This window comes from Neobacillus sp. S1227 (assembly GCF_055385255.1).
On sequence record NZ_AP038276.1, the window covers coordinates 295,911 to 319,903 of the forward strand.

Consider the following 23,993-nt stretch of genomic DNA (forward strand, 5'->3'; position numbering starts at 1 on the left):
AAGAAAAAAATTAAACAGGGGCATCACTACCATGGGTATGCCCCTTTACTTATACTGAAGATTCCCAATATTGGAAATAAGGAGCGACCCAAGATGAAAGAAATGCTATATGAAGGAAAAGCGAAGCGTATCTATTCAACTGAAGACCCGCAAATTGTTTTAATCGAATATAAAGACTCTGCCACCGCTTTTAATGGACAAAAGAAGGCTGACATCACCGGTAAAGGCCGTTTGAATAACGAGATTACTAGTTTGCTATTTTTAAAGCTGAAAGAACAAGGCATTCAATCCCACTTCATTCAGCGCGTTTCTGAAACAGAGCAATTAGTAAAAAAGGTCTCCATTATCCCGCTTGAGGTCGTCGTCCGCAACACAGCTGCAGGATCCTTCTCAAAACGTTTGGGAGTCGAAGAAGGTCGTCCGCTATCAGCGCCAATCGTGGAATTTTATTTAAAAAACGATGACTTGGGTGACCCGATCGTCACAAAAAGCCACATCCTCGAACTGAAAGCAGCAACAGCCGAAGAAATCAGTATTTTACGAGACAAAGCACTGCAAATCAATGAAGTATTAAAAGGCTTTTTCACTGAACTTGGCATTAATCTTATCGATTTCAAACTTGAATTCGGTAAAGACGAAAAAGGTCAAATTCTACTTGCCGACGAAATTTCCCCTGACACCTGCCGCCTGTGGGACCAGAAGACGAATGAAAAGCTTGATAAAGACGTATTCCGCCGCGATTTAGGAAGCTTAACAGAAGCCTATGAAACTATTCTTAAAAGACTTGGAGGACATCAGCATGTATAAAGTTAAGGTATTCGTCACATTAAGAGAGAGCGTATTGGACCCTCAGGGAAAGGCAGTTACCCATTCCCTTCATACTTTAAATTACCCTGAAGTTGCGGATATCCGCATCGGCAAATACATGGAACTGACTTTGGAAAAATCAGAACGCGATATCGATGAAGTCATCAACGAAATTTGCAGCAAGCTGCTCGCCAATCCGGTTATTGAAGACTACCGATATGAAGTAGAGGAGTGTGTCGCACAGTGAAATTTGCGGTAATCGTTTTTCCGGGATCCAACTGTGATATCGATATGTACCATGCGGTAAAAGACGAACTCGGTGAAGAAGCCGAATACGTTTGGCATGATACAGACAACTTAGACGAATTTGACGGAATTCTTCTGCCAGGCGGATTCTCTTATGGGGATTACCTTCGCACGGGTGCGATTGCCCGCTTCAGCAAGGTCATGAAGGAAGTCATTAAGGCAGCCGAGGCCGGAAAGCCAGTAATGGGAGTATGCAACGGATTTCAGATTCTCCTAGAAGCAGGCCTGCTGCCAGGGGCGATGAGACGAAACGAAAGTCTTTCATTTATATGCAAACCTGTCGAATTAAAGGTAGAAAATAACGAATCCATGTTTACAGGTGAATACGCACAAGGGCAAACCATCACCATTCCAGTTGCCCATGGCGAAGGAAATTATTATTGCGATGAAGCAACACTCGAACAATTAAAGGCAAACAACCAAATCGTTTTTACCTATCAGCAAAACCCGAACGGAAGTCTCGCTGATATTGCCGGAATCATCAATGAAAAAGGAAACGTGCTCGGAATGATGCCGCACCCCGAACGTGCAGTTGATAACTTGCTCGGAAGCGCGGACGGTCTGAAAATGTTCCAATCAATCGTAAAGGCTTGGAGGGAAGCACATGTTGTTAAAGCTTGAACCAAATCCAGAACAGATTAAAGCAGAAAAACTATATCAGCAAATGGGTTTATCCGACGAGGAATTTGCCTTGGTTGAAAAAATCTTGGGCCGGACACCTAATTATACGGAAACAGGCCTTTTCTCCGTCATGTGGTCTGAGCACTGCAGCTACAAAACCTCAAAGCCTGTATTGAAAAAGTTCCCAATCAGCGGCCCGAAGGTTCTTCAAGGTCCTGGCGAGGGAGCCGGGATCGTTGACATTGGCGACGGTCAGGCGGTTGTGTTTAAAATCGAAAGCCACAACCATCCATCCGCGATTGAACCGTATCAAGGCGCAGCAACTGGGGTTGGCGGGATTATCCGCGATGTATTTTCGATGGGGGCACGCCCAATTGCCCTATTAAACTCACTTCGTTTTGGTGAGCTGGATTCTTCCTCCAGGGTCAAGTACCTTTTTAAAGAAGTCGTTGCTGGAATTGCCGGATATGGAAACTGTATCGGCATTCCAACTGTTGGCGGCGAAATTCAATTCGAAGATTGCTATGAAGGCAACCCGCTCGTTAATGCGATGTGTGTCGGCCTTATCGACCACAAGGATATTAAAAAAGGCCAGGCGCACGGTGCCGGAAATACCGTTATGTATGTAGGCGCAAAAACCGGCCGCGATGGCATTCACGGAGCGACATTTGCTTCTGTAGAATTAACCGAAGAGTCCGATAAAGACCGCCCAGCAGTTCAAGTCGGTGACCCTTTTATGGAAAAACTCCTTCTTGAAGCATGTCTTGAGTTGGTTCATTCCGATGCTCTTGTTGGCATTCAAGATATGGGTGCAGCGGGACTTACAAGCTCCTCTGCGGAAATGGCCAGCAAAGCCGGCATGGGAATCGAGATGAACCTCGACCTTGTGCCGCAGCGGGAAACGGGCATGACTGCCTACGAAATGATGCTTTCCGAATCCCAAGAACGCATGCTGGTGGTCGTGAAAAAAGGCCGCGAGCAGGAAATCGTTGACCTTTTTGAAAAATATGATTTAGAGGCTGTTGCAATTGGAAAGGTAACGGATGACAAGAAACTTCGCTTGATTCATCACGGTGAAGTGGTAGCCGACGTTCCAGTCGATTCCTTAGCAGAGGACGCGCCTGTTTACAACATGCCATCCATGGAGCCTGCATATTTTGCAGAATTCCAGGCGATTGAGAACGAAATTCCACAAGTAGAAAACTTAACAGAAACATTAGTAAAACTATTAAGCCAGCCAACAGTAGCCAGCAAGGAATGGGTTTATGAGCAGTACGATTACATGGTACGTACCAATACAGTTGTTTCACCTGGTTCAGACGCTTCGGTTGTCCGTATTCGCGGCACACGTAAAGCACTGGCGATGACAACTGACTGTAATTCCCGCTTCGTCTATTTAGACCCTGTAACAGGCGGGCAGATTGCTGTGGCCGAAGCAGCAAGAAATATCATCTGTTCTGGTGCGGAACCACTTGCCATTACCGATAACCTCAATTTTGGAAATCCCGAAAAGCCGGAAGTATTTTGGCAGATTGAAAAAGCGGCCGACGGTATCAGTGAGGCCTGCCGGGTGTTAGAAACGCCAGTTATCGGCGGAAACGTCTCTTTATATAACGAAACTAGCGGTACAGCCATCTATCCCACACCGGTTATTGGGATGGTTGGATTGGTTACCGACCTTGATCATATTACAACCCAGCATTTTAAAAACAGCGGTGACCTAATTTATTTAGTCGGTGAAACCAAGGATGAGTTTGGCGGCAGCGAGCTGCAAAAGCTCCTTAACAATGGCCGGATTTTTGGAAAGACACCGGAATTAAATATTCAAATTGAAAAACAAAGACAACAGCAAGTTCTAGCTGCGATTCGCGCTGGAGTGGTTCAGTCTGCCCATGACTTATCAGAAGGCGGCCTTTCAGTAGCATTGTCAGAATGCTTATTTGAAAATCCACAGCTAGGTGCAGAAGTGAACATAGAGGGAAATCCTGTTTCTGCATTATTCAGTGAAACACAGTCCCGTTTCCTTTTATCGGTGAAAAAAGAGCACCAAGCTGAGTTTGAAGGTTTAGTAGCAGCCGCCTTGATCGGCGAAGTGAATAATTCAGGAACATTAAGCGTGGTATCTGGTGAGCAAACAGTCCTTGAGTCGTCTGTGGAAGAATTAAAAGCTGCCTGGAAGGGGGCAATCCCATGCTTGCTGAAATCAAGGGATTAAACGAGGAGTGCGGAGTCTTTGGGGTTTGGGGCCATAAGGATGCGGCCCAGCTGACCTATTACGGGCTGCATGCCCTGCAGCACCGCGGCCAAGAAGGGACAGGAATCGTCGTGAACAATGGCGAAACGTTGAAAGTGGTCAAGGGCGAAGGACTGGTTACAGAAGTTTTTACTGCTGATAGAATGGCAGAGTTAACTGGCGACACAGCGATTGGTCATGTCCGCTATGCAACAGCAGGCGGCGGGGGATATGAAAATGTCCAGCCCCTCCTGTTTCATTCGCAAACAGGGAGTCTGGCACTTGCTCATAATGGCAATCTAGTAAATGCGAATTCGTTGAAACATCAGCTCGAAGCCCAGGGCAGCATTTTTCAAACAAGCTCGGATACAGAGGTTCTTGCCCACTTGATTAGAAGAAGCGGATTCCCAAACATGAATGACAAGGTGAAAAATGCTCTATCGATGCTAAAAGGAGCCTATGCGTATTTGATTTTAACCGAAAATGAATTAATGGTGGCACTCGATCCTCATGGATTAAGACCGCTTTCACTTGGCTGCCTTGGCGATGCATATGTGGTCGCTTCGGAAACATGTGCGTTTGACGTAATTGGCGCCGAATATATCCGCGACGTTCAGCCGGGAGAGCTATTAATCATCAATGAAAATGGGATACAGTCAGAGATGTTTTCTGTCAGCTCAACAAAAGCGATTTGTACGATGGAATACGTTTATTTTTCAAGACCGGACAGCAACATCCAAGGAATCAATGTCCATACGGCCCGCAAAAACATGGGCAAAAGGTTAGCCATGGAGGCGCCGATTGAGGCAGATGTGGTGACAGGTGTTCCTGATTCCAGCATCTCTGCTGCGATTGGTTATGCCGAAGAATCTGGCATTCCTTACGAAATGGGCTTAATTAAAAATAAATATGTCGGCCGGACCTTTATCCAGCCGTCCCAGTCACTACGTGAGCAAGGGGTAAAAATGAAGCTGTCGGCAGTCCGAGGAGTAGTCGAAGGGAAGCGTGTTGTCATGGTCGATGACTCGATTGTCCGCGGAACAACGAGCAGAAGAATTGTCAAAATGCTAAAGGAAGCAGGGGCGACCGAGGTGCATGTTGTCATCAGCTCACCGCCAATCAAAAACCCATGCTACTACGGAATCGATACATCTTCAAAAGAAGAATTAATTGCTTCAGATAAATCAGTTGAGGAGATCAGACAGTTAATTGGCGCAGATTCCTTAACGTTCTTAAGCGTTGAAGGGATGCTTGTCTCCCTTGGTCAGACGGAAGGAACAAACGGATTTTGCCTTGGCTGTTTTACCGGAGATTATCCGACTGAAATCTATCCAGATACACTTCAATACTACTACCAAAAGGGGTGACAGCAGTGGCTAATGCATACAAACAAGCTGGTGTTGATATCGAAGCAGGCTATGAAGCCGTAGCAAGAATGAAAAAGCATGTCCAAAAAACAGCCCGGGCCGGCGTATTGGGAGGCCTTGGCGGTTTCGGCGGTATGTTTGACTTATCGGCATTAAACTTAAAAGAGCCTGTCCTAGTGTCAGGAACGGACGGGGTTGGGACTAAACTTAAGATTGCTTTTGCGATGGACCGCCATGATACGATTGGCATTGATGCCGTGGCCATGTGTGTCAACGATATTGTTGTCCAAGGTGCGGAGCCCCTGTATTTTCTCGATTATATTGCGACAGGCAAGGCGCTTCCAGAGAAAATTGAGGCAATTGTCAAAGGGATTTCCGATGGCTGCGAGCAGGCCGGCTGTGCCTTAATTGGCGGAGAGACAGCGGAAATGCCGGGACTTTACCGTGGAAATGAGTATGACTTGGCAGGTTTTGCGGTCGGAGCGTGTGAAAAATCCAACTTGATTACCGGTGAAACGATTAAGGCAGGCGACGTCCTGATTGGTCTAGCGTCAAGCGGTATCCATAGCAATGGCTATTCCTTAGTACGGAAGGTATTTAACGATTGGTCATTGATTGAGTTTGTAAACGAATTGGGCTGCACCTTGGGAGAAGAATTGTTGAAACCGACAAAAATCTATGTAAAGCCAATTTTATCAGCATTAAAAAAATTCAACATCAAAGGAATGGCCCACATCACTGGCGGCGGATTTATCGAGAATATTCCGAGGATGCTCACTAAAGGACTAGGGGCGGAGCTCGATGAGAAAAATTGGAATATTCCATATGTGTTTAAGCTGATCTCCGAGCTTGGACAAATTGACTATAAAGAGATGTATAATATTTTTAATATGGGAATTGGTATGGTAATAGCTGTGAATAAGGAAGATGCTGCGGACGTACTGGAACACTTCCGTCAAAGCGGCGAAACCCCCTACGAACTCGGGGTAGTAACTGATAGCGAAGGCATCAAAATTAATGGCAGGGGTGGACGGCGATGAAAAATATCGCAATCTTTGCATCCGGAAGCGGAAGTAATTTTCAGGCGATTGTCGACGCTGTTCGAGCGAAGCAACTTGCTGCAAACCTCTCTTTGCTTGTTTGTGACCAGCCGGGTGCGTATGTTATTGAGCGGGCGCGGGAGGCCGAAATCTCCACATTTGTTTTTAATGCAAAAGACTATCCAAACAAGGAAGCATATGAAGCAGAAATCGCCTTGTTATTGAAAAATAGACAGGTTGATTTGATTGTGCTGGCAGGTTATATGAGGTTGGTTGGATCCACTCTGTTAAGTGAATATGAGGGCCGGATTATCAATATCCATCCCTCATTGCTTCCTGACTTTCCGGGCAAGGATGCAATCGGTCAGGCTTTGGAGGCAAAGGCAAAATGGAGCGGCGTGACGATCCACTATGTTGATGAAGGAATGGATACAGGGCCGATCATTGTCCGAGAACGGGTAAGAATTGAGGAAAATGAAACGAGAGAAAGCCTGCAATGTAAGATTCAGGAGATTGAGCACAAACTATACCCATCAATTCTGCAGATGTTATTGACAAAAGGAGATGCATTACAAAATGAAAAAGCGCGCGCTAATTAGTGTATCAGACAAAAATGGGGTAAGCGAATTTGCTAAGGAATTGATCAATCTAGGATTTGAGATTGTATCGACTGGAGGCACGAAAAAAATGCTGCAGGAGCAGGGGCTGCCTGTTCTTAGTGTCACGGATGTTACCGGGTTTCCAGAAATTTTGGAAGGCCGTGTTAAAACATTAAATCCATTTATTCACGGTGGTTTGCTGGCGAAACATGGCGAAGCAGACCATCAAAAGCAGCTTGAGGAGCATCACATCGATCCAATTCAGGTTGTTTGTGTCAATCTTTACCCATTCCAGCAGACAATTGAAAAGCAAAATGTGACGGTTGAAGATGCGATTGAGAACATCGACATCGGCGGACCGGCAATGCTTCGCGCTTCTGCAAAAAACCATCAATATGTTACTGTGGTTGTCGACCCAGTTGACTATGAAACCGTACTTGCAGAATTAAAAGCTGAAGGAGAAACAACACTTGAAACAAGACGAAAGCTTGCGGCTAAGGTCTTCCGTCATACTGCTGCTTATGATGCGTTAATTGCAGAATACATGACCAACCTAGCTCAGGAAGAAAATCCAGAGAAGCTAACGGTTACCTATGAGTTGAAGCAATCGCTTCGTTACGGAGAAAACCCGCATCAAAAGGCTTCTTTTTACAAAAAGCCGCTTGGTTCCAAATTCTCGATTGCTTATGCCGACCAGCTTCATGGCAAGGAGCTTTCTTACAATAACATCAATGATGCTGATGCGGCGCTGCAAATCGTCAAAGAGTTCACGGAACCAGCTGCTGTTGCGGTTAAGCATATGAATCCGTGCGGAGTTGGCACGGGAAACACTGTTTTCGAAGCATTTCAAAAGGCGTTTGCGGCGGACCCTGTTTCCATCTTCGGAGGGATTATTGCCTTTAACCAGGAAGTGGATGCCGAGACGGCCCGCAAGCTTCATGAAATTTTTCTAGAAATTATTATTGCCCCTTCGTTCTCGGAGGAAGCAATTGAGGTTTTGACATCTAAAAAGAATCTACGTTTGTTAACCATTCCATTTGAACATGGACAAAAAGTGGAACGGAAAATGACGACAATTGAAGGCGGACTGCTCATACAGGACCAAGACCGCTATAGCCTTAATGAGGCAAATATCACGATTCCAACGAAAAGACAGCCGACAGAGGCTGAGTGGGCTGCGTTAAAGCTGGGCTGGAAGGTTGTTAAACATGTGAAATCCAATGCTATTGTCGTTTCTGACAAGGACATGACGCTTGGAATCGGTGCTGGACAGATGAACCGTGTTGGCTCTGCAGATATTGCCCTTAAGCAAGCAGGTGTAAAGGCTGAAGGTGCGGCGCTTGCTTCCGATGCTTTCTTCCCAATGGACGATACTGTCGAAGCAGCAGCGAAAGCTGGTATTACAGCAATTATTCAGCCGGGCGGCTCCATCCGTGATGCAGACTCAATTAAAAAAGCGGACGAATATGGAATTGCCATGGTGTTTACCGGCGTCAGACATTTTAAACATTAATCGGGGTGAAGAACAGTGAAGATTATGGTAATTGGCCGAGGCGGAAGAGAGCATGCGATTTGCCGGAAAGTGAGCGAAAGCAAGCAGGTGGAGAAAGTATTTGCTGCCCCTGGCAATGCTGGCATGACAGATGTGGCAGAGCTTGTTGCGATTGAGGAATCCAGCCACGAACAACTAATCCAGTTCGCCAAGGAACAAGGCGTCGCTTTGACGATTATCGGTCCAGAGGTTCCGCTTCTTGAGGGATTGGCCGACAAGTTTTCTGAGGCAGGGTTAAGGGTATTTGGACCGCGTCAGGCGGCGGCTGAAATCGAAGGAAGCAAGTCATTCGCCAAGGAATTAATGGAGAAGTACCAAATTCCAACGGCTGATTATGCTGTCTTTACTTCTTATGACGAGGCCCGTCAGTATGTTGAAGAGAAGGGCGCTCCGATTGTCATAAAGGCGGATGGTCTGGCTGCTGGGAAAGGTGTTACCGTGGCGATGACCATGGAGGAAGCACTCGAGAGCCTCAAAAGTATGTTAATGGATAAACAGTTCGGCGCTGCTTCTGCCCGGGTAGTGGTTGAGGAATTTTTGGACGGCGAAGAATTTTCCTTAATGGCTTTCGTCAATGGCGAGGTAGTCGTTCCGCTTGAAATCGCCCAGGATCATAAACGGGCTTTTGATGGCGATAAAGGACCAAACACCGGCGGGATGGGTGCCTATTCACCGGTGCCGCAAATTGGCGCAGAAATTGTTCAGACAGCCGTTGAAACTATTCTGAAACCAGCGGCTAAAGCCATGGTTCAAGAAGGTAGAAGCTTTTGTGGGGTTTTATATGCCGGTCTGATTAATACGGAGAACGGTCCGAAGGTAATTGAATTTAATGCCCGTTTTGGCGATCCGGAAACTCAAGTGATTTTACCGCGCTTGAAATCCGACTTGGTTCAAGCGGTGAATGATTTGTTAGATGGCGGCACTCCTGTTCTTGAGTGGCATGAAGAGGCCATGCTGGGAGTGGTAGTCGCTTCCAAAGGATATCCTGGGGATTATAAAAATGGTGCTGTGTTGGATGGTTTAGCAGACTTGGACCTTGAACAGGTTTATGTTTTTCATGCTGGAACCGCTAAAAAAGAGTCAGGTGAGTTTATGACAACTGGAGGCCGAGTTCTTTTGGTTGGTGCTAAGGCTGGGAACTTGGCAGAAGCACAGGAAAAAGTTTATGCTGAACTTGAAAAATTAACGTCGGATGGTGTTTTTTACCGGAGAGATATCGGTTTTAAGGCTATCGCGCACGTCTTCTAGATTAAAGGGCTGCCCGCAACTGCGGACAGCCCTTTAATAACTATCTTTATTTAAATTTGTGGATTTACTCGTCAAAAACCAAGATTTACTCGCCAACTTTTGACTTTTTTCTCGCTTTATTTCATAATTTACTCGCTCAAATTTGCCTTTTACTCGCCCGACCCCATTTTAAGCGTAAAAAGCCAGGCGACCAGCCTGGCTCAGGTGAATTTCTAATGGAGAATCAGCTCGGATTATATGGCATGGCATCTCCTGTCAACCCTTCAATCCCATCAGCGGCATCAATGTTTCCATCAACAGATCCGCCGAGTTTCCCTTCATCAACCATGCACTGACACTTTTCAAATAATGCCGTCATCGGACAATAGCGGACAATTCCTTCCGCCACCTTCATGGCCGCACACAGAGCGACGAACAAATAGGAATCTCTCCATGGATGCTTCACCAATTTAGCAGTGCACCAAGAAAGAAAGGTAAGTCCAACGGTAATACGGATTAGGGCGTTTAAGATCCCTATGTTTGGTGTTATTTTCATTTTTGTTCACTCCTTCACAAAAGTTTTACAATATTTATCATTTTCTTTACTGCTTTAAATTACAAAATATGATAGTATAATAACTAAGAAATTTGTAAGGGTTTTCTTTTTTGCAAAATCATACAGTTTATAAATAGATACGTTTCATTTTAGGGAGGGATTTTGTATGCTGGAACAGCGCTACCGCTGGAAAAACAGACAATTACGCATGCATGTATCCGTTTTGGATGGGACAACAGCCCCCACCATTCTGTTAACAAACGCCTTATATTTGAATCAGACGTTTAAGAAATGGATGCGTGCCAATATTTGGATATATGAAGATCGGATTGTTTATGTTGGCGAGAACTTACCTGCCAACACAGAAAACTGTGAAATCATTGATTGTACTGACCAAATCCTTGTGCCTGGTTATATTGAACCGCATGCCCATCCGTTTCAATTATATAATCCCCATACTCTTGCGGCCTATGCATCACAATTTGGAACCACGACATTAATTAATGACAATATGGCCCTTGCTTTAAATTTACCAAAAAGGGAAGCGTTTTCATTATTGCGCGATTTCCGCTCGATTCCATCCACAATGTTTTGGTGGTGCCGGTTTGATTCGCAAACAGAAATTTTGTATGAGGAAGAAACATTTTCACACAGTAAAATTAAGTCCTGGCTTGAGCACGACGCAGTCCTTCAGGGCGGAGAGTTGACGGGCTGGCCTAAGCTTTTAAACGGTGATGATATGATGCTTCATTGGATTCAAGAGGCAAAAAGGATGCGCAAGAAAATTGAAGGCCATTTTCCTGGCGCTTCTGAAAAAACCTTGGCAAAGATGATGCTTTTGGGTGCTGATTGTGACCATGAAGCAATGACGGGTGAGGAAATTTATAACCGCCTCATGCAAGGCTATATGGTTTCCCTTCGCTATTCATCAATCCGTCCAGATCTCCCTGATATTCTTGATGATATGAAACGGATGGGGATTGACGCGTATGATAGATTAATATTTAATACGGACGGCGCCACCTCCACTTTTTATGAGCAGGGTATAACCGATGCCATGATTCGAATTGCGATTGAAAAAGATGTTCCGGTTATTGATGCCTATAATATGGCAACGGTGAATATTGCAAGATACTATGGTATCGACCATATTCTTGGAAACATTGCCACAGGCAGAGTTGCAAATATTAACTTCTTATCAAGCGTTGAAAATCCAACACCTGTTTCTGTACTGGCTAAAGGAAAATGGGTAAAACGGAGTGGTGTAAAGGTTGAGGAGGCCTACCCTTCTGTAGATTGGTCACAGTATGGTTTAAAGCCAATGGAATTAGACTGGGAATTAACAATGGACGACTTGCAATTTTCCATGCCGTTCGGAATAAAAATGGAGAATTCTGTTATCACGAAACCGTATTCCATCGCCATTGATGTTTCGGGAGATGAATTAACAACGGATCATGATGAGTGTTTTTTTACTTTAATTGACCGCAATGGGAAATGGCGGATTAACACGATGTTAAAAGGATTTGCCAATAATTTATCTGCACTGGCGAGTTCTTTTTCCAATACAGGGGATATCATTTTAATTGGAAAAAACAAGCAGGATATGCTTTTGGCATTTAATAGAATGAAAGAATTGGAAGGAGGAATCGTCCTGGTCGAAGGCGGTGAGGTTATTTGCGAGCTGCCGCTTCCATTGGCTGGAATTATGTCAAATCTTCCGATGGAGGAGTTAATGGTCCAGGAGAAACGTCTCCTTGAGGAATTGAAAAATCGAGGCTACAGCTTTTCGGATCCGATATATAGCTTGTTGTTTTTCTCAACGACTCATTTGCCTTATATTCGGATTACCCAGCAGGGGATGTATGATGTGATGAACAAAACAGTACTCTTTCCATCAATAATGCGTTAAACTATAATTGAGTTAATGATTTAACGCGTGAAAGTGCCCGGATGCATGGAGAGAAAACAGGGGTGTTGACTGGATGAAAAAATGGGCTGTTGCAGCAGCAGCGCTTCTTTTACTGTTCTCCGGATGCAGTAAAAAAGAAGAAACGGTAAAACCACAAGAACCAAAAGTAAAAGTGGTTGACAAGGTAGTGGAAAAAGAAGAAAAGACAGAAGAAGCCGCCTACTATTTTCCTCTCACTGGCGTAAAATCAGAAACGAAAACAGATGGAAGAGCAGTCGCAGTCATGGTTAATAATCATCCTCAGGCAAGGCCGCAATCAGGCTTGTCTAAGGCGGATATTGTCTATGAGCTTATTGCCGAAGGAGATATTACCCGGTTCTTAGCTGTCTTTCAAAGTGAAAAACCGGCAAATATAGGTCCGGTAAGAAGTTCACGAGCTTATTATATTGAACTGGCCAAAGGTCTAAACGCTCTTTATATCGCCCATGGGTACAGTGAAGAAGCAAGGCAGATGCTTGAGAGCAACTATGTTGATAACTTAAATGGAATGCAATATGATGGTACATTATTTAAGAGGTCCAGTGCCCGTAAAGCACCTCATAACTCGTACATTACGTACGAAAACATTTTAAAAGGTGTTGAACAAAAGCACTATACAATGGACGAAACACCGCCAAGCTTTACATTTTTTAAAGAGGACGAAAAAAGTAAGGTCACTGGAAAAGAAGCAAGATCTATTATGATTTCCTACTCAAGTGGAGGCATCTCTGATTCGACCTTTACGTTTGATCCCCAATCTGGCAAGTACAAACGCTTTTCTGGCGGTGAACAGACCGTGGATTTAGAAAATAATGAGCCAGTCCTACTGGATAATATTTTTATCATCGAAGCAGTTCACCAGGTTTATGATTCGGCAGGCCACCTGAAAGTGGATTTAAAATCAGGAGGCAAAGCCTACCTGCTGCAAATGGGAAAAGTAAACGAAGTGAATTGGGAGAACAAGGACGGACGAATTGTTCCCGTGAAGGACGGGAAAGAGGTTCCGCTCGTTCCGGGGAAAACGTGGGTCAATGTAGTGCCGTCTAACCCAGGCATTTCTCAAAGCGTTTCATTTGATGTACAATGATTTATACGGTAAAGGGGAAATTATATGCAAATTAATAAACTACGTGGTAAAGAGCTTGATCAATTGTTTACAGCCATTCTTTCTTTGAAAGACCTGGAGGAATGCTATCGTTTTTTTGATGACTTATGTACGATTAACGAAATTCAAGCTTTAGCCCAGCGCCTGGATGTAGCCAGAATGCTTCGTGAAGGAAACACCTACCACAAAATTGAATCGGAAACCGGAGCAAGCACAGCTACCATTTCACGCGTAAAACGATGCTTGAACTTCGGAAACGACACCTATGAAATGGTCTTAGAGCGAATAAAGGAAGAAAACAGCCAGGCATAGCCTAAATATCAAAAAACCGGAGTGAGAGACTTCGGTTTTTTTCTTTTTTAGCTAATAGGAAAGTATAAATTCAAATCGACGAGTTTTTATTCATTGTTCCGGTATTTTCCAAAAGTAGTTTCATTGTATTGTTTTTGTATCGAATGCTCTAGTGCTATAATGGTTTAATGGAATTATGAATTGGGGGGCTTAATAGATGTACGATGTTCACGCGTGGCGCCACGTGTTTAAACTCGACCCAAATAAAGAAATATCGGACGAACAGCTTGAAAAAATTTGCGAATCTGGTACGGATGCCGTGATTGTTGGCGGAACAGACGGAGTCACGCTTGAAAATGTGCTGGATTTGATGGCCAGAATCCGCCGCTATACTGTTCCCTGTGTACTTGAAATATCCAACATCGAAACCGTAACCCCCGGCTTCGATCTTTATTTTATCCCAACCGTCCTAAATAGTACCGATACGAAATGGATAACCGGCCTTCACCATCAGGCGGTGAAGGAGTTTGGTGAAATTATGGATTGGGGAGAAATAGTCATGGAGGGCTACTGCATCCTTAATAGAGATTGCAAAGCAGCGATACTTGCCTCCGCCAATACACAATTGACCATTGATGACGTTAAGGGCTATGCGATGATGGCGGAAAAAATGTTTAATCTGCCCATTTTTTATCTAGAATACAGTGGCAAATATGGCGACTTGCAATTGGTTGCTGATGTGAAAAAGGTGCTTAATAACACGAAGCTGTTTTATGGCGGCGGCATTTCAACGCCTGAACAGGCAGCTGAAATGGCTAAGCACGCGGACGTTATTGTCATCGGAAACGCTATTTATGAAAACTTTGACCAAGCATTAGAAACAGTGAACAGGGTCTGGTAAAAATTTGCTTAAGGGCACTGAATTCGTTATTATAAAAATAGAACAAATGTTTGTATTTGGTGGTGGATAGATTGCAATATTTAACTGATAAACTGATAAACGGCTTGAACCCGGAACAGCAAAAGGCTGTAAAAGCCACGGACGGACCGCTGTTGATCATGGCCGGGGCCGGAAGCGGCAAGACGAGAGTGTTAACGCATCGAATTGCTTATTTAATTGTGGAAAAACGGGTTAATCCCTATAATATTTTGGCTATTACATTTACGAACAAAGCTGCCCGAGAGATGAAAGATCGAATTGCGAAAATGATGGGCGGCGCTGCAGAAGAAATTTGGATTTCTACCTTTCACTCGATGTGTGTACGTATTTTACGTCGTGACATCGACCGAATTGGGTTTAACCGAAATTTTACGATTTTGGATTCAAGCGACCAGCAATCCGTTATTAAAGGGATTCTAAAGGAAAAGAACATTGATCCAAAGAAATTTGATCCGAGGGCAATTTTGGGTTCCATTAGCTCTGCTAAAAACGAACTCATCGACCCGGAAGAATATGCAAAAACAGCTGGGGGCTATTTCGAACAGGTTGTCAGCGATGTGTATGAAGAATACCAGAAACGCCTCCGAAAAAATCAGGCCTTGGATTTTGACGACCTGATCATGAAGACAATTCAATTGTTCCAGCGTGTGCCGGAAGTATTGGAGTACTACCAGCGCAAGTTCCAGTATATTCACGTGGATGAGTATCAGGATACGAACAAAGCGCAATATTTACTGGTCAAACAACTGGCAAACAGATTCAAAAATCTTTGTGTTGTGGGTGACTCCGACCAGTCTATTTACCGCTGGAGAGGTGCGGATATTGCCAACATCCTTTCCTTTGAAAAAGATTATCCAAACGCTACTGTCATTCTTCTTGAACAAAACTACCGCTCTACCAAAAGGATTCTTCTGGCAGCTAATAAAGTGATTGAAAATAACTTTAACCGCAAGGCGAAAAATTTGTGGACGGAAAATCCGGAAGGAAACAAAATTGTTTATTACCGGGCTGACAGTGAGCAGGGTGAAGCACAGTTTGTTACAGGAAGAATTAAGGAACTGACCCAAGACGGGAAGTACAAGCTTTCGGACATCGCCATTTTATACCGTACAAACGCCCAGTCCCGTGTGATGGAGGAAGTACTGCTTAAATCAAACATCGGTTATGCCATTGTAGGCGGAACGAAGTTCTATGACCGAAAAGAAATCAAGGATATGCTTGCCTATTTGCGATTAATCTCCAATCCAGATGATGACATCAGCCTGCAGCGAGTCATCAATGTTCCGAAACGGGGCATCGGTTCAAGCTCGCTTGATAAAATTATTGATTTTGCGGCGATGCATGATATGTCGATTTTTCAAGCCCTAGAATCCGTCGATTTGATTGGTTTAAGTCCGAAAATAACAAAAGCGGCAGCAGAATTCCGCGATTTAATCAAGAATTATACGAATATGCAGGAATATCTATCCGTAACTGAATTGGTGGAGGAAGTCCTCGATAAAACCGGCTATAGCGAAATGCTAAAGGCGGAAAAATCCATAGAAGCCCAAAGCCGCTTAGAGAACCTTGAGGAATTATTATCTGTTACGAAAAATTTTGAAGAAACAAATGAAGATAAAACTCTTGTTTCCTTTTTAACTGATCTAGCTCTTGTTGCCGACATTGATTCCATGGATGATGATGGGGAAAAGGCAGACTCAGTTGTTTTGATGACCTTGCATTCGGCAAAAGGACTCGAGTTCCCAATAGTATTCCTAATTGGCATGGAGGAAGGAGTATTCCCGCACAGCCGCTCCTTGATGGAAGAGGTTGAAATGGAGGAGGAACGCCGTCTTGCCTATGTAGGAATCACAAGAGCAGAGCAAAATTTGTTCCTTACAAATGCCCAAATGAGAACCCTGTTTGGGCGGACAAATATGAATCCAGCGTCTAGGTTTATTAGCGAAATTCCCGAAGACCTTTTGGAAGCCTTTGAACCGGAAAGACGAAATTCGCCGTTTGGCTCAAGAGGTTCTTCCTTTTCATCGGGCAGCAGTTCATTTGGGTCAAGCCGTTCTTCCTTTGGAGGATCCCGTTCTTCCTTCGAATCAGCCGGGGCTTCAGGAACAGGACGGAGTACACTGGGCACTCCTGCCTCACCACGTAAGCCAGTTATGCGCCCAGTTTCAGCTGCTTCCGGCGAGGGAGCTGACTGGAAGGTTGGCGACAAAGCTGAACATGGAAAATGGGGCATTGGGACCGTTGTTAGTGTGAAAGGACAGGGGGAAGGCACTGAACTTGATATTGCTTTCCCAAGTCCGACTGGCATCAAACGGTTGCTTGCCAAATTTGCACCGATCAAAAAAGTGTAACGATTTTTCCTGAAGAATCTCTAAAATTAGGTGAAAAATAGGTTCCCTGTTTTTTTGGGGGGAACTTGCTGCAATTAGATGAGGAAAGGGCTGGATATATGGACCTTCAAACCGCTGAACAAAAAATATCCGAATTGCGAACACTATTAAACCAATACGGTTATGAATACTATGTCTTAGACAAACCATCCGTTCCGGATGCTGAATATGACCGATTAATGCAGGAGCTATTAGAGCTTGAAGAAAAGTTCCCCCAATTAACAACACCTGACTCTCCGTCTGTAAGGGTTGGCGGGGAGGTTCTCGATGTTTTTGAAAAAGTCGAGCATCGAACACCGATGCTGAGTTTGGGCAATGCTTTTAACGAACAGGACTTAAGCGACTTTGACCGCCGCATCCGTCAGGCTGTAGGGGATGAATTTTCATATGTCTGCGAGCTGAAGATTGACGGTCTGGCAGTCTCTTTACGTTACGAAGACGGTTTGTTTATCCAGGGGGCTACCCGCGGTGATGGCACGATTGGCGAAGATATAACGGCAAATCTAAGAACAATTAAATCCATTCCGCTTCGCCTCACAGAACCTGTGTCCTTAGAGGTCCGCGGTGAGGCTTTTATGCCGAAGCGTTCCTTTGATGCGCTGAATGATGCTAGGAAAGACCGGGGGGAGGAGCTATTTGCCAATCCACGAAATGCAGCAGCAGGCTCACTCCGTCAGCTTGACACGAAAATGACGGCTTCCCGGAGACTGGATATCTTTTTATACGGAATTGGAAACCCAGGGGACCTTGGCGTCGTCTCGCATAGCGAAGGCTTAGATTACTTGGACAAACTTGGGTTTAAAACGAATAAAGAGCGGAGAAAGTGCGTCAATATCGACGAGGTAATTGACTATGTAAATAGCTGGGTGGAAAAGCGCCCGCATCTGCCTTATGAAATCGACGGGATCGTTATTAAGGTTGATTCCTTAGAGCAGCAGGCTGCCCTTGGAACGACTGCCAAGAGCCCGCGCTGGGCAATAGCATATAAGTTCCCAGCTGAAGAAGTTGTAACGACTTTGAAGAATATTGAATTAAGCGTCGGCCGCACCGGCGTTATTACACCCACAGCTATTTTAGAACCAGTTAAAGTGGCTGGAACAACTGTGCAGCGTGCTTCCTTACACAATGAGGATTTAATCCGCGAGAAGGATATCAAAATTGGCGACAAGGTCGTCATTAAAAAAGCCGGCGACATTATTCCGGAAGTGGTCAATGTTTTGGCTGATCAGCGCACGGGAGAAGAGGTCGATTTTCATATGCCGGCACACTGTCCGGAATGTGAAAGCGAACTAGTCCGATTAGAAGGTGAAGTGGCTCTTCGCTGCATTAATCCCAAATGTCCGGCGCAAATCCGTGAAGGTTTAATCCATTTTGTCTCACGAGACGCAATGAACATTGATGGCCTCGGGGAAAAGGTCATCAGTCAGTTATTTGCCGAAAAATTAATCAGCGATGTTGCTGATATTTATAAGCTATCGTATGACCAGCTTATTGCCCTTGAAAGAATGGGAGATAAGTCGGTTACCAACCTTCTCAAGGCGATTGAAGCCTCTAAGGATAATTCGTTAGAGAAGCTGCTTTTCGGGCTTGGCATCCGTCATGTCGGGGCAAAAGCAGCAAAAACCTTGGCTCAGGAATTTGGGACCATGGAGAGGTTAGCGTCTGCTTCCAAAGAAGATCTGATTGCCATTAATGAAATTGGTGATAAAATGGCTGATTCCATTGTCAGCTTTTTTGAACAGGAAGAAGCAACAGAATTGCTTCAGGAATTAGCTTCTTTTGGAGTGAACATGGAGTTTAAAGGGGTAAGAAAGGTATCCGCCGAGGAATACAATTCCATTTTTGCCGGCAAAACAGTGGTATTAACCGGTAAATTAGAACGCTTATCGAGAAATGAAGCAAAAGAAAAGATTGAGGCGTTAGGCGGAAATGTAGCGGGAAGTGTAAGCAAGAAAACCCACTTGGTCATTGCCGGGGAAGATGCAGGATCCAAGCTCTCTAAAGCACAGGAACTGGGAATTGAAGTGTGGGATGAAGAGAAGCTCCTTGAAGAATTAAATAAGTAAGAGGTGTCAGTTTTGAGAAAACTCTCATTGCTCGCGCTTTCCCTTGTCTTTTTGCTAAGTGCCTGTGCACCTACTTTTCAAAAGCAAAATGAAGAAGTGCAAACAAAGGAGAAGGATAAAGGGAAGGCAATTATTCCGAAGTATAATATTTCAGATAAATATTACCGGACCATTCTGCCATTTGAGCCGGGTCAAGCACGTGGATTGGTCGTTAATAATATCAATACCAGATATGATTTAAACGAGTTTGAAATGGGTTTAATGCGTATAGCCCAAAATAGCTTTGATACCGATAAATATTTTTTCCGTGAAGGACAAGAAATCAAGGAAAAAACAGTAAGACAATTGCTGAGCCGACAATATACAGAGGAGCAGCTAAAGGAAAAAAGTATGAAGGCAACGGATAATATCGGATTAAATCCTGTTGATACAGGCCCTCCGGGTGAACCGAGCAGTCCGATTTATTTAGCCCATATTTTGGAGCATGATTATTTAACAAAAGATGATAAGGGCAACGTTTCCCTCGGGGGAATTACCATTGGTCTCGCCCTTAATTCGACCTACTATTACAAGGTCCAAGTGGATGGCGGTACAGTTGAAAAAGAGCAGCATATTGACTTTGCAGATATGGAACGCGAAGGAAAGAAAATAGCGGAAGAAATGATCAAACGAATTAGGACCATGAAAAATGTAGGGGATGTTCCAATCACGATTGCATTATTTGCTCAGCAAAGCAAATCTTCGGTCGTGCCAGGGAATTTCTTTGCGTATACAACTGTTGATAAAGGCAGCTCAAATCTAAACTCATGGGAAAAAATCGACGAAAAGTATTATTTATTCCCATCCAGTGATGCCCAGGAGGCACATCGAGATGATACAATCGCCTTTTTAAACTTTAAACAGGATGTTGAAGAATATTTTCCTAACTTTAACGGCGTTATTGGCCGAGCGTTTTATGTTGGTGATCAGCTGCAAAATTTAGATATCACGATTCCAATTCAATTTTACGGAAAAACAGAGGGAATTGGATTTACCCAATATGTCACAGGGTTGGTCATGGAGCATTTTCCTGAATACATTTCGGTATCAGTAAATGTGACCTCCGTGGACGGCCCTGAAGCACTGATTGTCCGTAAAGCTAATGAAAATGAACCGTTTGTATATATTTATCAATAAGATTCGACCGCTATAGCGGACGGGTCTTTTTTTTGGTTAACAATCCAATTTTCGAGGCAAAATAGGATTGTTTATCTGCGAAATTCGCCGCCTATTTAATGAGGTGGTTTTCAGTATTTTTAGGCAACTTATTATTATTTGATACAAGGATTTGGGATTTCGGATGTAAATGATTGATTACATAGGAGGGGTTTAGCATGGTGCAACCATATAAACATGAGCCATTAACAGATTTTACTGTGGAAGAAAACCGCCAAGCCTATCTTCAAGCCTTAAAAACAGTGGAAGGCTATTTAGGACAGGATTATCCCTTAATCATCGGCGGTGAAAAAGTGACTACTGAGGAAAAAATCGTTTCCTATAATCCCGCCAACAAGGAGGAAGTAGTCGGCAGTGTGTCAAAGGCCAATAAAGAACTTGCAGAAAAAGCGATTCAGGCGGCTGTTGAGGCATTTAAAACATGGAGAAAAACCAAGCCTGAAGTCCGCGCCGATGTGCTGTTTAAAGCGGCAGCGATTATCCGCCGCCGCAAGCATGAGTTCTCTGCTCTGATGACGAAAGAAGCAGGTAAGCCGTGGAGAGAAGCAGATGCGGACACAGCCGAAGGAATTGACTTTTTAGAATTCTATGGCAGGCAAATGCTTGTCTTAAAAAATGGGGTGCCTGTACAGAGCCGTCCAAACGAATTTAATCGTTATGATTATATTCCTCTTGGTGTGGGCATCATCATTTCACCTTGGAACTTTCCATTTGCGATTATGGCAGGCACGACTGTTGCCGCAATTGTAACCGGAAATACGGTTCTGTTGAAGCCGGCTTCCACCACGCCGATTATTGCGGCAAAATTTGTGGAAGTAATGGAAGAGGCTGGCTTGCCAAAGGGTGTGCTAAACTTCGTACCAGGCAGCGGCGCTGAGGTGGGTGACTACTTAGTTGATCATAAGGATACACGTTTCATCAGCTTTACTGGTTCCCGCGATGTCGGCCTGCGCATATTCGACCGCTCTTCCAAAATAAGCGAAGGACAACTTTGGATGAAGCGATTAATTGCTGAGATGGGCGGTAAGGATACGATTGTTGTGGACAGTGAAGCAGATCTTGAATTGGCTGCACAATCCATCATGGCATCTGCATTTGGATTCTCCGGTCAGAAGTGTTCTGCATGTTCTCGTGCCGTTATCGTTGAGGATGTATATGATCAAGTATTGAATCGCGTTGTGGAATTGACTAATCAAATAAAAGTTGGCGAGCCAACTGAACAAGATACATTCATGGGCCCAGTTATTGATAATAATGCATTCAAGAAAATAATGGAATATGTTGAAATTGGTAAGTCAGAAGGCAAATTGATGACTGGCGGCGAAGGAGATAGCTCCAAAGGTTACTTCATCAAGCCAACTGTATTTGCCGATTTAGATCCGAAGTCCCGCATCATGCAAGAGGAAATTTTCGGGCCGGTGGTAGGTTTCTCAAAGGCGAAGGATTTCAATGAAGCACTTGAGATTGCCAACAATACTGAATATGGCTTAACTGGTGCGGTTATTACTAAAAACCGTGCCCATATGGAGCAGGCACGTGAGGACTTCCATGTCGGTAACCTATACTTCAACCGCGGCTGTACAGGAGCCATCGTCGGATACCAGCCATTCGGCGGCTTCAACATGTCCGGAACCGATTCCAAAGCCGGGGGTCCAGACTATTTGCTGCTTCATATGCAGGGGAAAACAACGTCTGAAATGTACTAAGAGTAAAATGAGCCCTCTTCCCACAGAATGTGGGAGGGGTTTTTGTTTTGTGAAGGAGTTGAGCTGAAAATGTCCTTCATCGAGGTTATGAAGGACAAAATAGAGTGTAGTAGGTGAAGCGTTCATAGTGAAGAGATTCAAGAGAAATATTATACTGAACATACCATTAAAGCTGGAGAGTGAAGCAATATGCTGGAAACTATAACCCGTATACCTGTTTTGCAAACTATTCAAACCTAAAACCAAGATCTGGTTACATCATTAACATCGCTGACAAGGAAATTGTCCTATTTAAGATTCCTAATGGCAATGAATATACCTTGGAGAACCGCAGTCCCCATCCGAAGGGCGGTCCATTCGGAAGAAGGGCTTATTAGCGTGGATTATGTTTTCTGACCAGTTTATGATTGGAAAATCTCCTTAAAAGACGGGATTGTGCAGGCTCCGGATACTTGTAATGCCAAAACATTTAACATAAAAATAGAAAAAGATATTATATTTGTCGTATTATAAAAGGAAAACACGGAAGGATGCTGCACGATGGGAACTGGAAAAGTTTTTTTAGTAGGAGCAGGACCGGGGGACGTTGGTTTAATTACTGTGAAAGGGCTTGAAGCCATTACGCAGGCAGAGGTAATTTTATACGACCGGCTAGCCAACCCGAAGCTTTTGGAGTTTGCTCCGGACAATTGCGAACTGATTTACGGGGGAAAATTGCCGGACCGTCATTTTTTACGGCAAGAAAATATAAATGACGTTTTGGTCGCCAAAGCATTGGAAGGTAAAACAGTGGTCAGGCTTAAAGGCGGCGACCCGGGTGTATTCGGCCGGGTTGGCGAGGAAGCGGAGGCCTTGGCGGATCACCAAATACCTTTTGAAATTATCCCAGGTATCACATCCGGTATGGCAGCCCCGCTTTATGCTGGAATCCCTGTCACCCATCGGGAACATGCGGAGTCATTTACGGTCGTAACGGCCCATGATAAATCACAGGAAGGCAAGCCGCTCCTTGACTGGGCAAGCCTTGCCCGTGGGATGGATACAATTGCTTTTTACATGGGAGTCCGGAACTTGCCATACATTAGTGAAAACTTGATTGCCTACGGGAAGCCAGCCGAAACCCCGGTGATTTTAATTCAATGGGGCACCTTCGGCCGTCAGAAGACATTACAAGGAACATTGGCGGATATCGCAGCCAAGGCAGAAGAGGCGAAGTTTAGCAATCCGGCGATTATTTTGGTTGGATATGTCGCATCTCTTCGTGAAAAAATAAGCTGGTTTGAGAAAAAGCCATTACATGGCCGGCAGATTCTTCTGGCCCGTACGAGTGAAGGCGAGAGCCAGTTAGCGAAGGAACTGATGCTTCATGGTGCGGATGTAATCGAATTTCCAAGGTGGAAAAGAATCGCCGCACCTGTTAACGAAGAGATTATGGGTACAATATCCAGTTATCAAAAAATCCTATTCACATCGCCTGAGAGTATCGAAGAATTTTTCGCGGCGTTAAAGAATCACCAGGTGGATATTCGGAAAGTTGCTGCAGACCTTTTTGGTCTTTCCATCAAAACTATTAATGCCTTAAAAGAACGAGGATTCATTCCTGGCTTGATCGATGAAATGTCCGATGGGGGGAAAATGCTTGTTGTGGGAGATGGCAGCATCCAGTTACAAAAATACGAAAATGCAGATTTCTGGAAAACAAGTGACAAAATACTGGACAAACAATTCTTTCCAATTTTTAAAAGAATGATGGATGACGCGGATGTAAATACGGTTGTTTTCCCTTCGAGCGCCTCTGTTGTGCCATGTATAACAGCTTTGCAAAAATTCGGCATCGAAACAGAAGCCTTTTTGAAAAATGTCCAAGTTGTCGGAATGGGCAAACAAACGATGGCCGAAGTGGCCAAACTGGGTCTCGTGGAAAGCGGCATGCCGAAAAAAGCCACTAAAGAAGCGCTTATTGAGTATTTAACTGGCCCTTGGCCGGAAAAAACTCCTGCCAATAGGTAAATGGGGTGCAA

Annotated in this window: 20 protein-coding genes; 19 read left to right on the forward strand and 1 reads right to left on the reverse strand. The window is 44.3% G+C overall.

The window, feature by feature from the left end:
• Window positions 1-93: 93 nt before the first annotated feature.
• The 9 genes from purC to purD are packed head-to-tail and all read left to right on the forward strand — an operon-like array spanning window position 94 to window position 9,773.
• On the forward strand, window positions 94-807 hold the full coding sequence (gene purC / locus ACZ5AE_RS01575) for a phosphoribosylaminoimidazolesuccinocarboxamide synthase (RefSeq protein ID WP_464568842.1): 714 nt from the start codon (window positions 94-96) through the stop codon (window positions 805-807).
• Entirely contained in the window at window positions 800-1,054 is a 255-nt protein-coding gene (purS, locus tag ACZ5AE_RS01580; protein WP_464568844.1) for a phosphoribosylformylglycinamidine synthase subunit PurS, read from the forward strand. Before purC ends, purS begins: the two co-directional genes overlap by 8 nt.
• Entirely contained in the window at window positions 1,051-1,734 is a 684-nt protein-coding gene (gene purQ, locus ACZ5AE_RS01585) for a phosphoribosylformylglycinamidine synthase subunit PurQ (protein WP_464568846.1), read from the forward strand. Before purS ends, purQ begins: the two co-directional genes overlap by 4 nt.
• Complete coding sequence (gene purL / locus ACZ5AE_RS01590; protein ID WP_464568848.1) at window positions 1,718-3,949, forward strand: phosphoribosylformylglycinamidine synthase subunit PurL; 2,232 nt, start codon at window positions 1,718-1,720, stop codon at window positions 3,947-3,949. Before purQ ends, purL begins: the two co-directional genes overlap by 17 nt.
• The gene (gene purF, locus ACZ5AE_RS01595; RefSeq protein WP_464568850.1) at window positions 3,925-5,334 is read left to right on the forward strand and encodes an amidophosphoribosyltransferase; all 1,410 of its coding nucleotides are present in this window, start codon (window positions 3,925-3,927) and stop codon (window positions 5,332-5,334) included. The genes purL and purF overlap by 25 nt, the downstream gene beginning before the upstream one ends.
• Before the next feature lie 5 nt (window positions 5,335-5,339).
• Window positions 5,340-6,374 (forward strand): phosphoribosylformylglycinamidine cyclo-ligase, encoded by a 1,035-nt coding sequence (gene purM, locus ACZ5AE_RS01600; protein ID WP_464568852.1) that lies wholly within the window; start codon window positions 5,340-5,342, stop codon window positions 6,372-6,374.
• Window positions 6,371-6,973 (forward strand): phosphoribosylglycinamide formyltransferase, encoded by a 603-nt coding sequence (gene purN, locus ACZ5AE_RS01605; RefSeq protein ID WP_464568854.1) that lies wholly within the window; start codon window positions 6,371-6,373, stop codon window positions 6,971-6,973. The genes purM and purN overlap by 4 nt, the downstream gene beginning before the upstream one ends.
• Complete coding sequence (gene purH / locus ACZ5AE_RS01610) at window positions 6,951-8,486, forward strand: bifunctional phosphoribosylaminoimidazolecarboxamide formyltransferase/IMP cyclohydrolase (RefSeq protein ID WP_464568856.1); 1,536 nt, start codon at window positions 6,951-6,953, stop codon at window positions 8,484-8,486. The genes purN and purH overlap by 23 nt, the downstream gene beginning before the upstream one ends.
• Before the next feature lie 15 nt (window positions 8,487-8,501).
• Window positions 8,502-9,773, forward strand: a complete 1,272-nt coding sequence (gene purD / locus ACZ5AE_RS01615) for a phosphoribosylamine--glycine ligase (protein WP_464568858.1) — start codon at window positions 8,502-8,504, stop codon at window positions 9,771-9,773.
• Between the two features lie 223 nt (window positions 9,774-9,996).
• Here purD and ACZ5AE_RS01620 read toward each other — a convergent pair whose 3' ends face one another.
• Window positions 9,997-10,308: a YgaP family membrane protein gene (locus ACZ5AE_RS01620; protein ID WP_464568860.1), complete on the reverse strand. Its 312-nt coding sequence runs from the start codon at window positions 10,306-10,308 to the stop codon at window positions 9,997-9,999.
• Between the two features lie 166 nt (window positions 10,309-10,474).
• On the opposite strand from ACZ5AE_RS01620, the gene ACZ5AE_RS01625 reads away from it, so the two are divergent.
• From ACZ5AE_RS01625 to cobA, 10 genes are all read left to right on the forward strand, one after another.
• Window positions 10,475-12,220, forward strand: coding sequence for an adenine deaminase C-terminal domain-containing protein (locus ACZ5AE_RS01625; RefSeq protein WP_464568862.1), 1,746 nt, complete (start codon window positions 10,475-10,477; stop codon window positions 12,218-12,220).
• A gap of 73 nt (window positions 12,221-12,293) precedes the next feature.
• Window positions 12,294-13,346: a DUF3048 domain-containing protein gene (locus tag ACZ5AE_RS01630; RefSeq protein ID WP_464568864.1), complete on the forward strand. Its 1,053-nt coding sequence runs from the start codon at window positions 12,294-12,296 to the stop codon at window positions 13,344-13,346.
• Between the two features lie 24 nt (window positions 13,347-13,370).
• A complete protein-coding gene (locus ACZ5AE_RS01635; protein ID WP_213120898.1) occupies window positions 13,371-13,676 on the forward strand; it encodes a YerC/YecD family TrpR-related protein in 306 nt (101 codons plus the stop codon).
• Between the two features lie 196 nt (window positions 13,677-13,872).
• Window positions 13,873-14,556, forward strand: coding sequence for a heptaprenylglyceryl phosphate synthase (pcrB, locus tag ACZ5AE_RS01640; protein WP_464568866.1), 684 nt, complete (start codon window positions 13,873-13,875; stop codon window positions 14,554-14,556).
• Between the two features lie 71 nt (window positions 14,557-14,627).
• Entirely contained in the window at window positions 14,628-16,946 is a 2,319-nt protein-coding gene (gene pcrA, locus ACZ5AE_RS01645) for a DNA helicase PcrA (protein ID WP_464573506.1), read from the forward strand.
• A 98-nt stretch (window positions 16,947-17,044) separates the two neighbouring features.
• Complete coding sequence (ligA, locus tag ACZ5AE_RS01650) at window positions 17,045-19,051, forward strand: NAD-dependent DNA ligase LigA (protein WP_464573507.1); 2,007 nt, start codon at window positions 17,045-17,047, stop codon at window positions 19,049-19,051.
• Between the two features lie 12 nt (window positions 19,052-19,063).
• A complete protein-coding gene (locus ACZ5AE_RS01655) occupies window positions 19,064-20,227 on the forward strand; it encodes a CamS family sex pheromone protein (RefSeq protein WP_464568868.1) in 1,164 nt (387 codons plus the stop codon).
• A 197-nt stretch (window positions 20,228-20,424) separates the two neighbouring features.
• Window positions 20,425-21,972 carry an L-glutamate gamma-semialdehyde dehydrogenase gene (gene pruA, locus ACZ5AE_RS01660; RefSeq protein WP_464568870.1) on the forward strand — a complete coding sequence of 516 codons (1,548 nt, stop codon included), beginning with the start codon at window positions 20,425-20,427 and terminating at the stop codon, window positions 21,970-21,972.
• Window positions 21,973-22,151: 179 nt separating this feature from the next.
• Window positions 22,152-22,349, forward strand: coding sequence for a Rieske (2Fe-2S) protein (locus tag ACZ5AE_RS01665; protein ID WP_464568872.1), 198 nt, complete (start codon window positions 22,152-22,154; stop codon window positions 22,347-22,349).
• 163 nt (window positions 22,350-22,512) lie between these two features.
• Complete coding sequence (gene cobA / locus ACZ5AE_RS01670) at window positions 22,513-23,982, forward strand: uroporphyrinogen-III C-methyltransferase (RefSeq protein ID WP_464568874.1); 1,470 nt, start codon at window positions 22,513-22,515, stop codon at window positions 23,980-23,982.
• The last annotated feature ends 11 nt before the right edge of the window (window positions 23,983-23,993 follow it).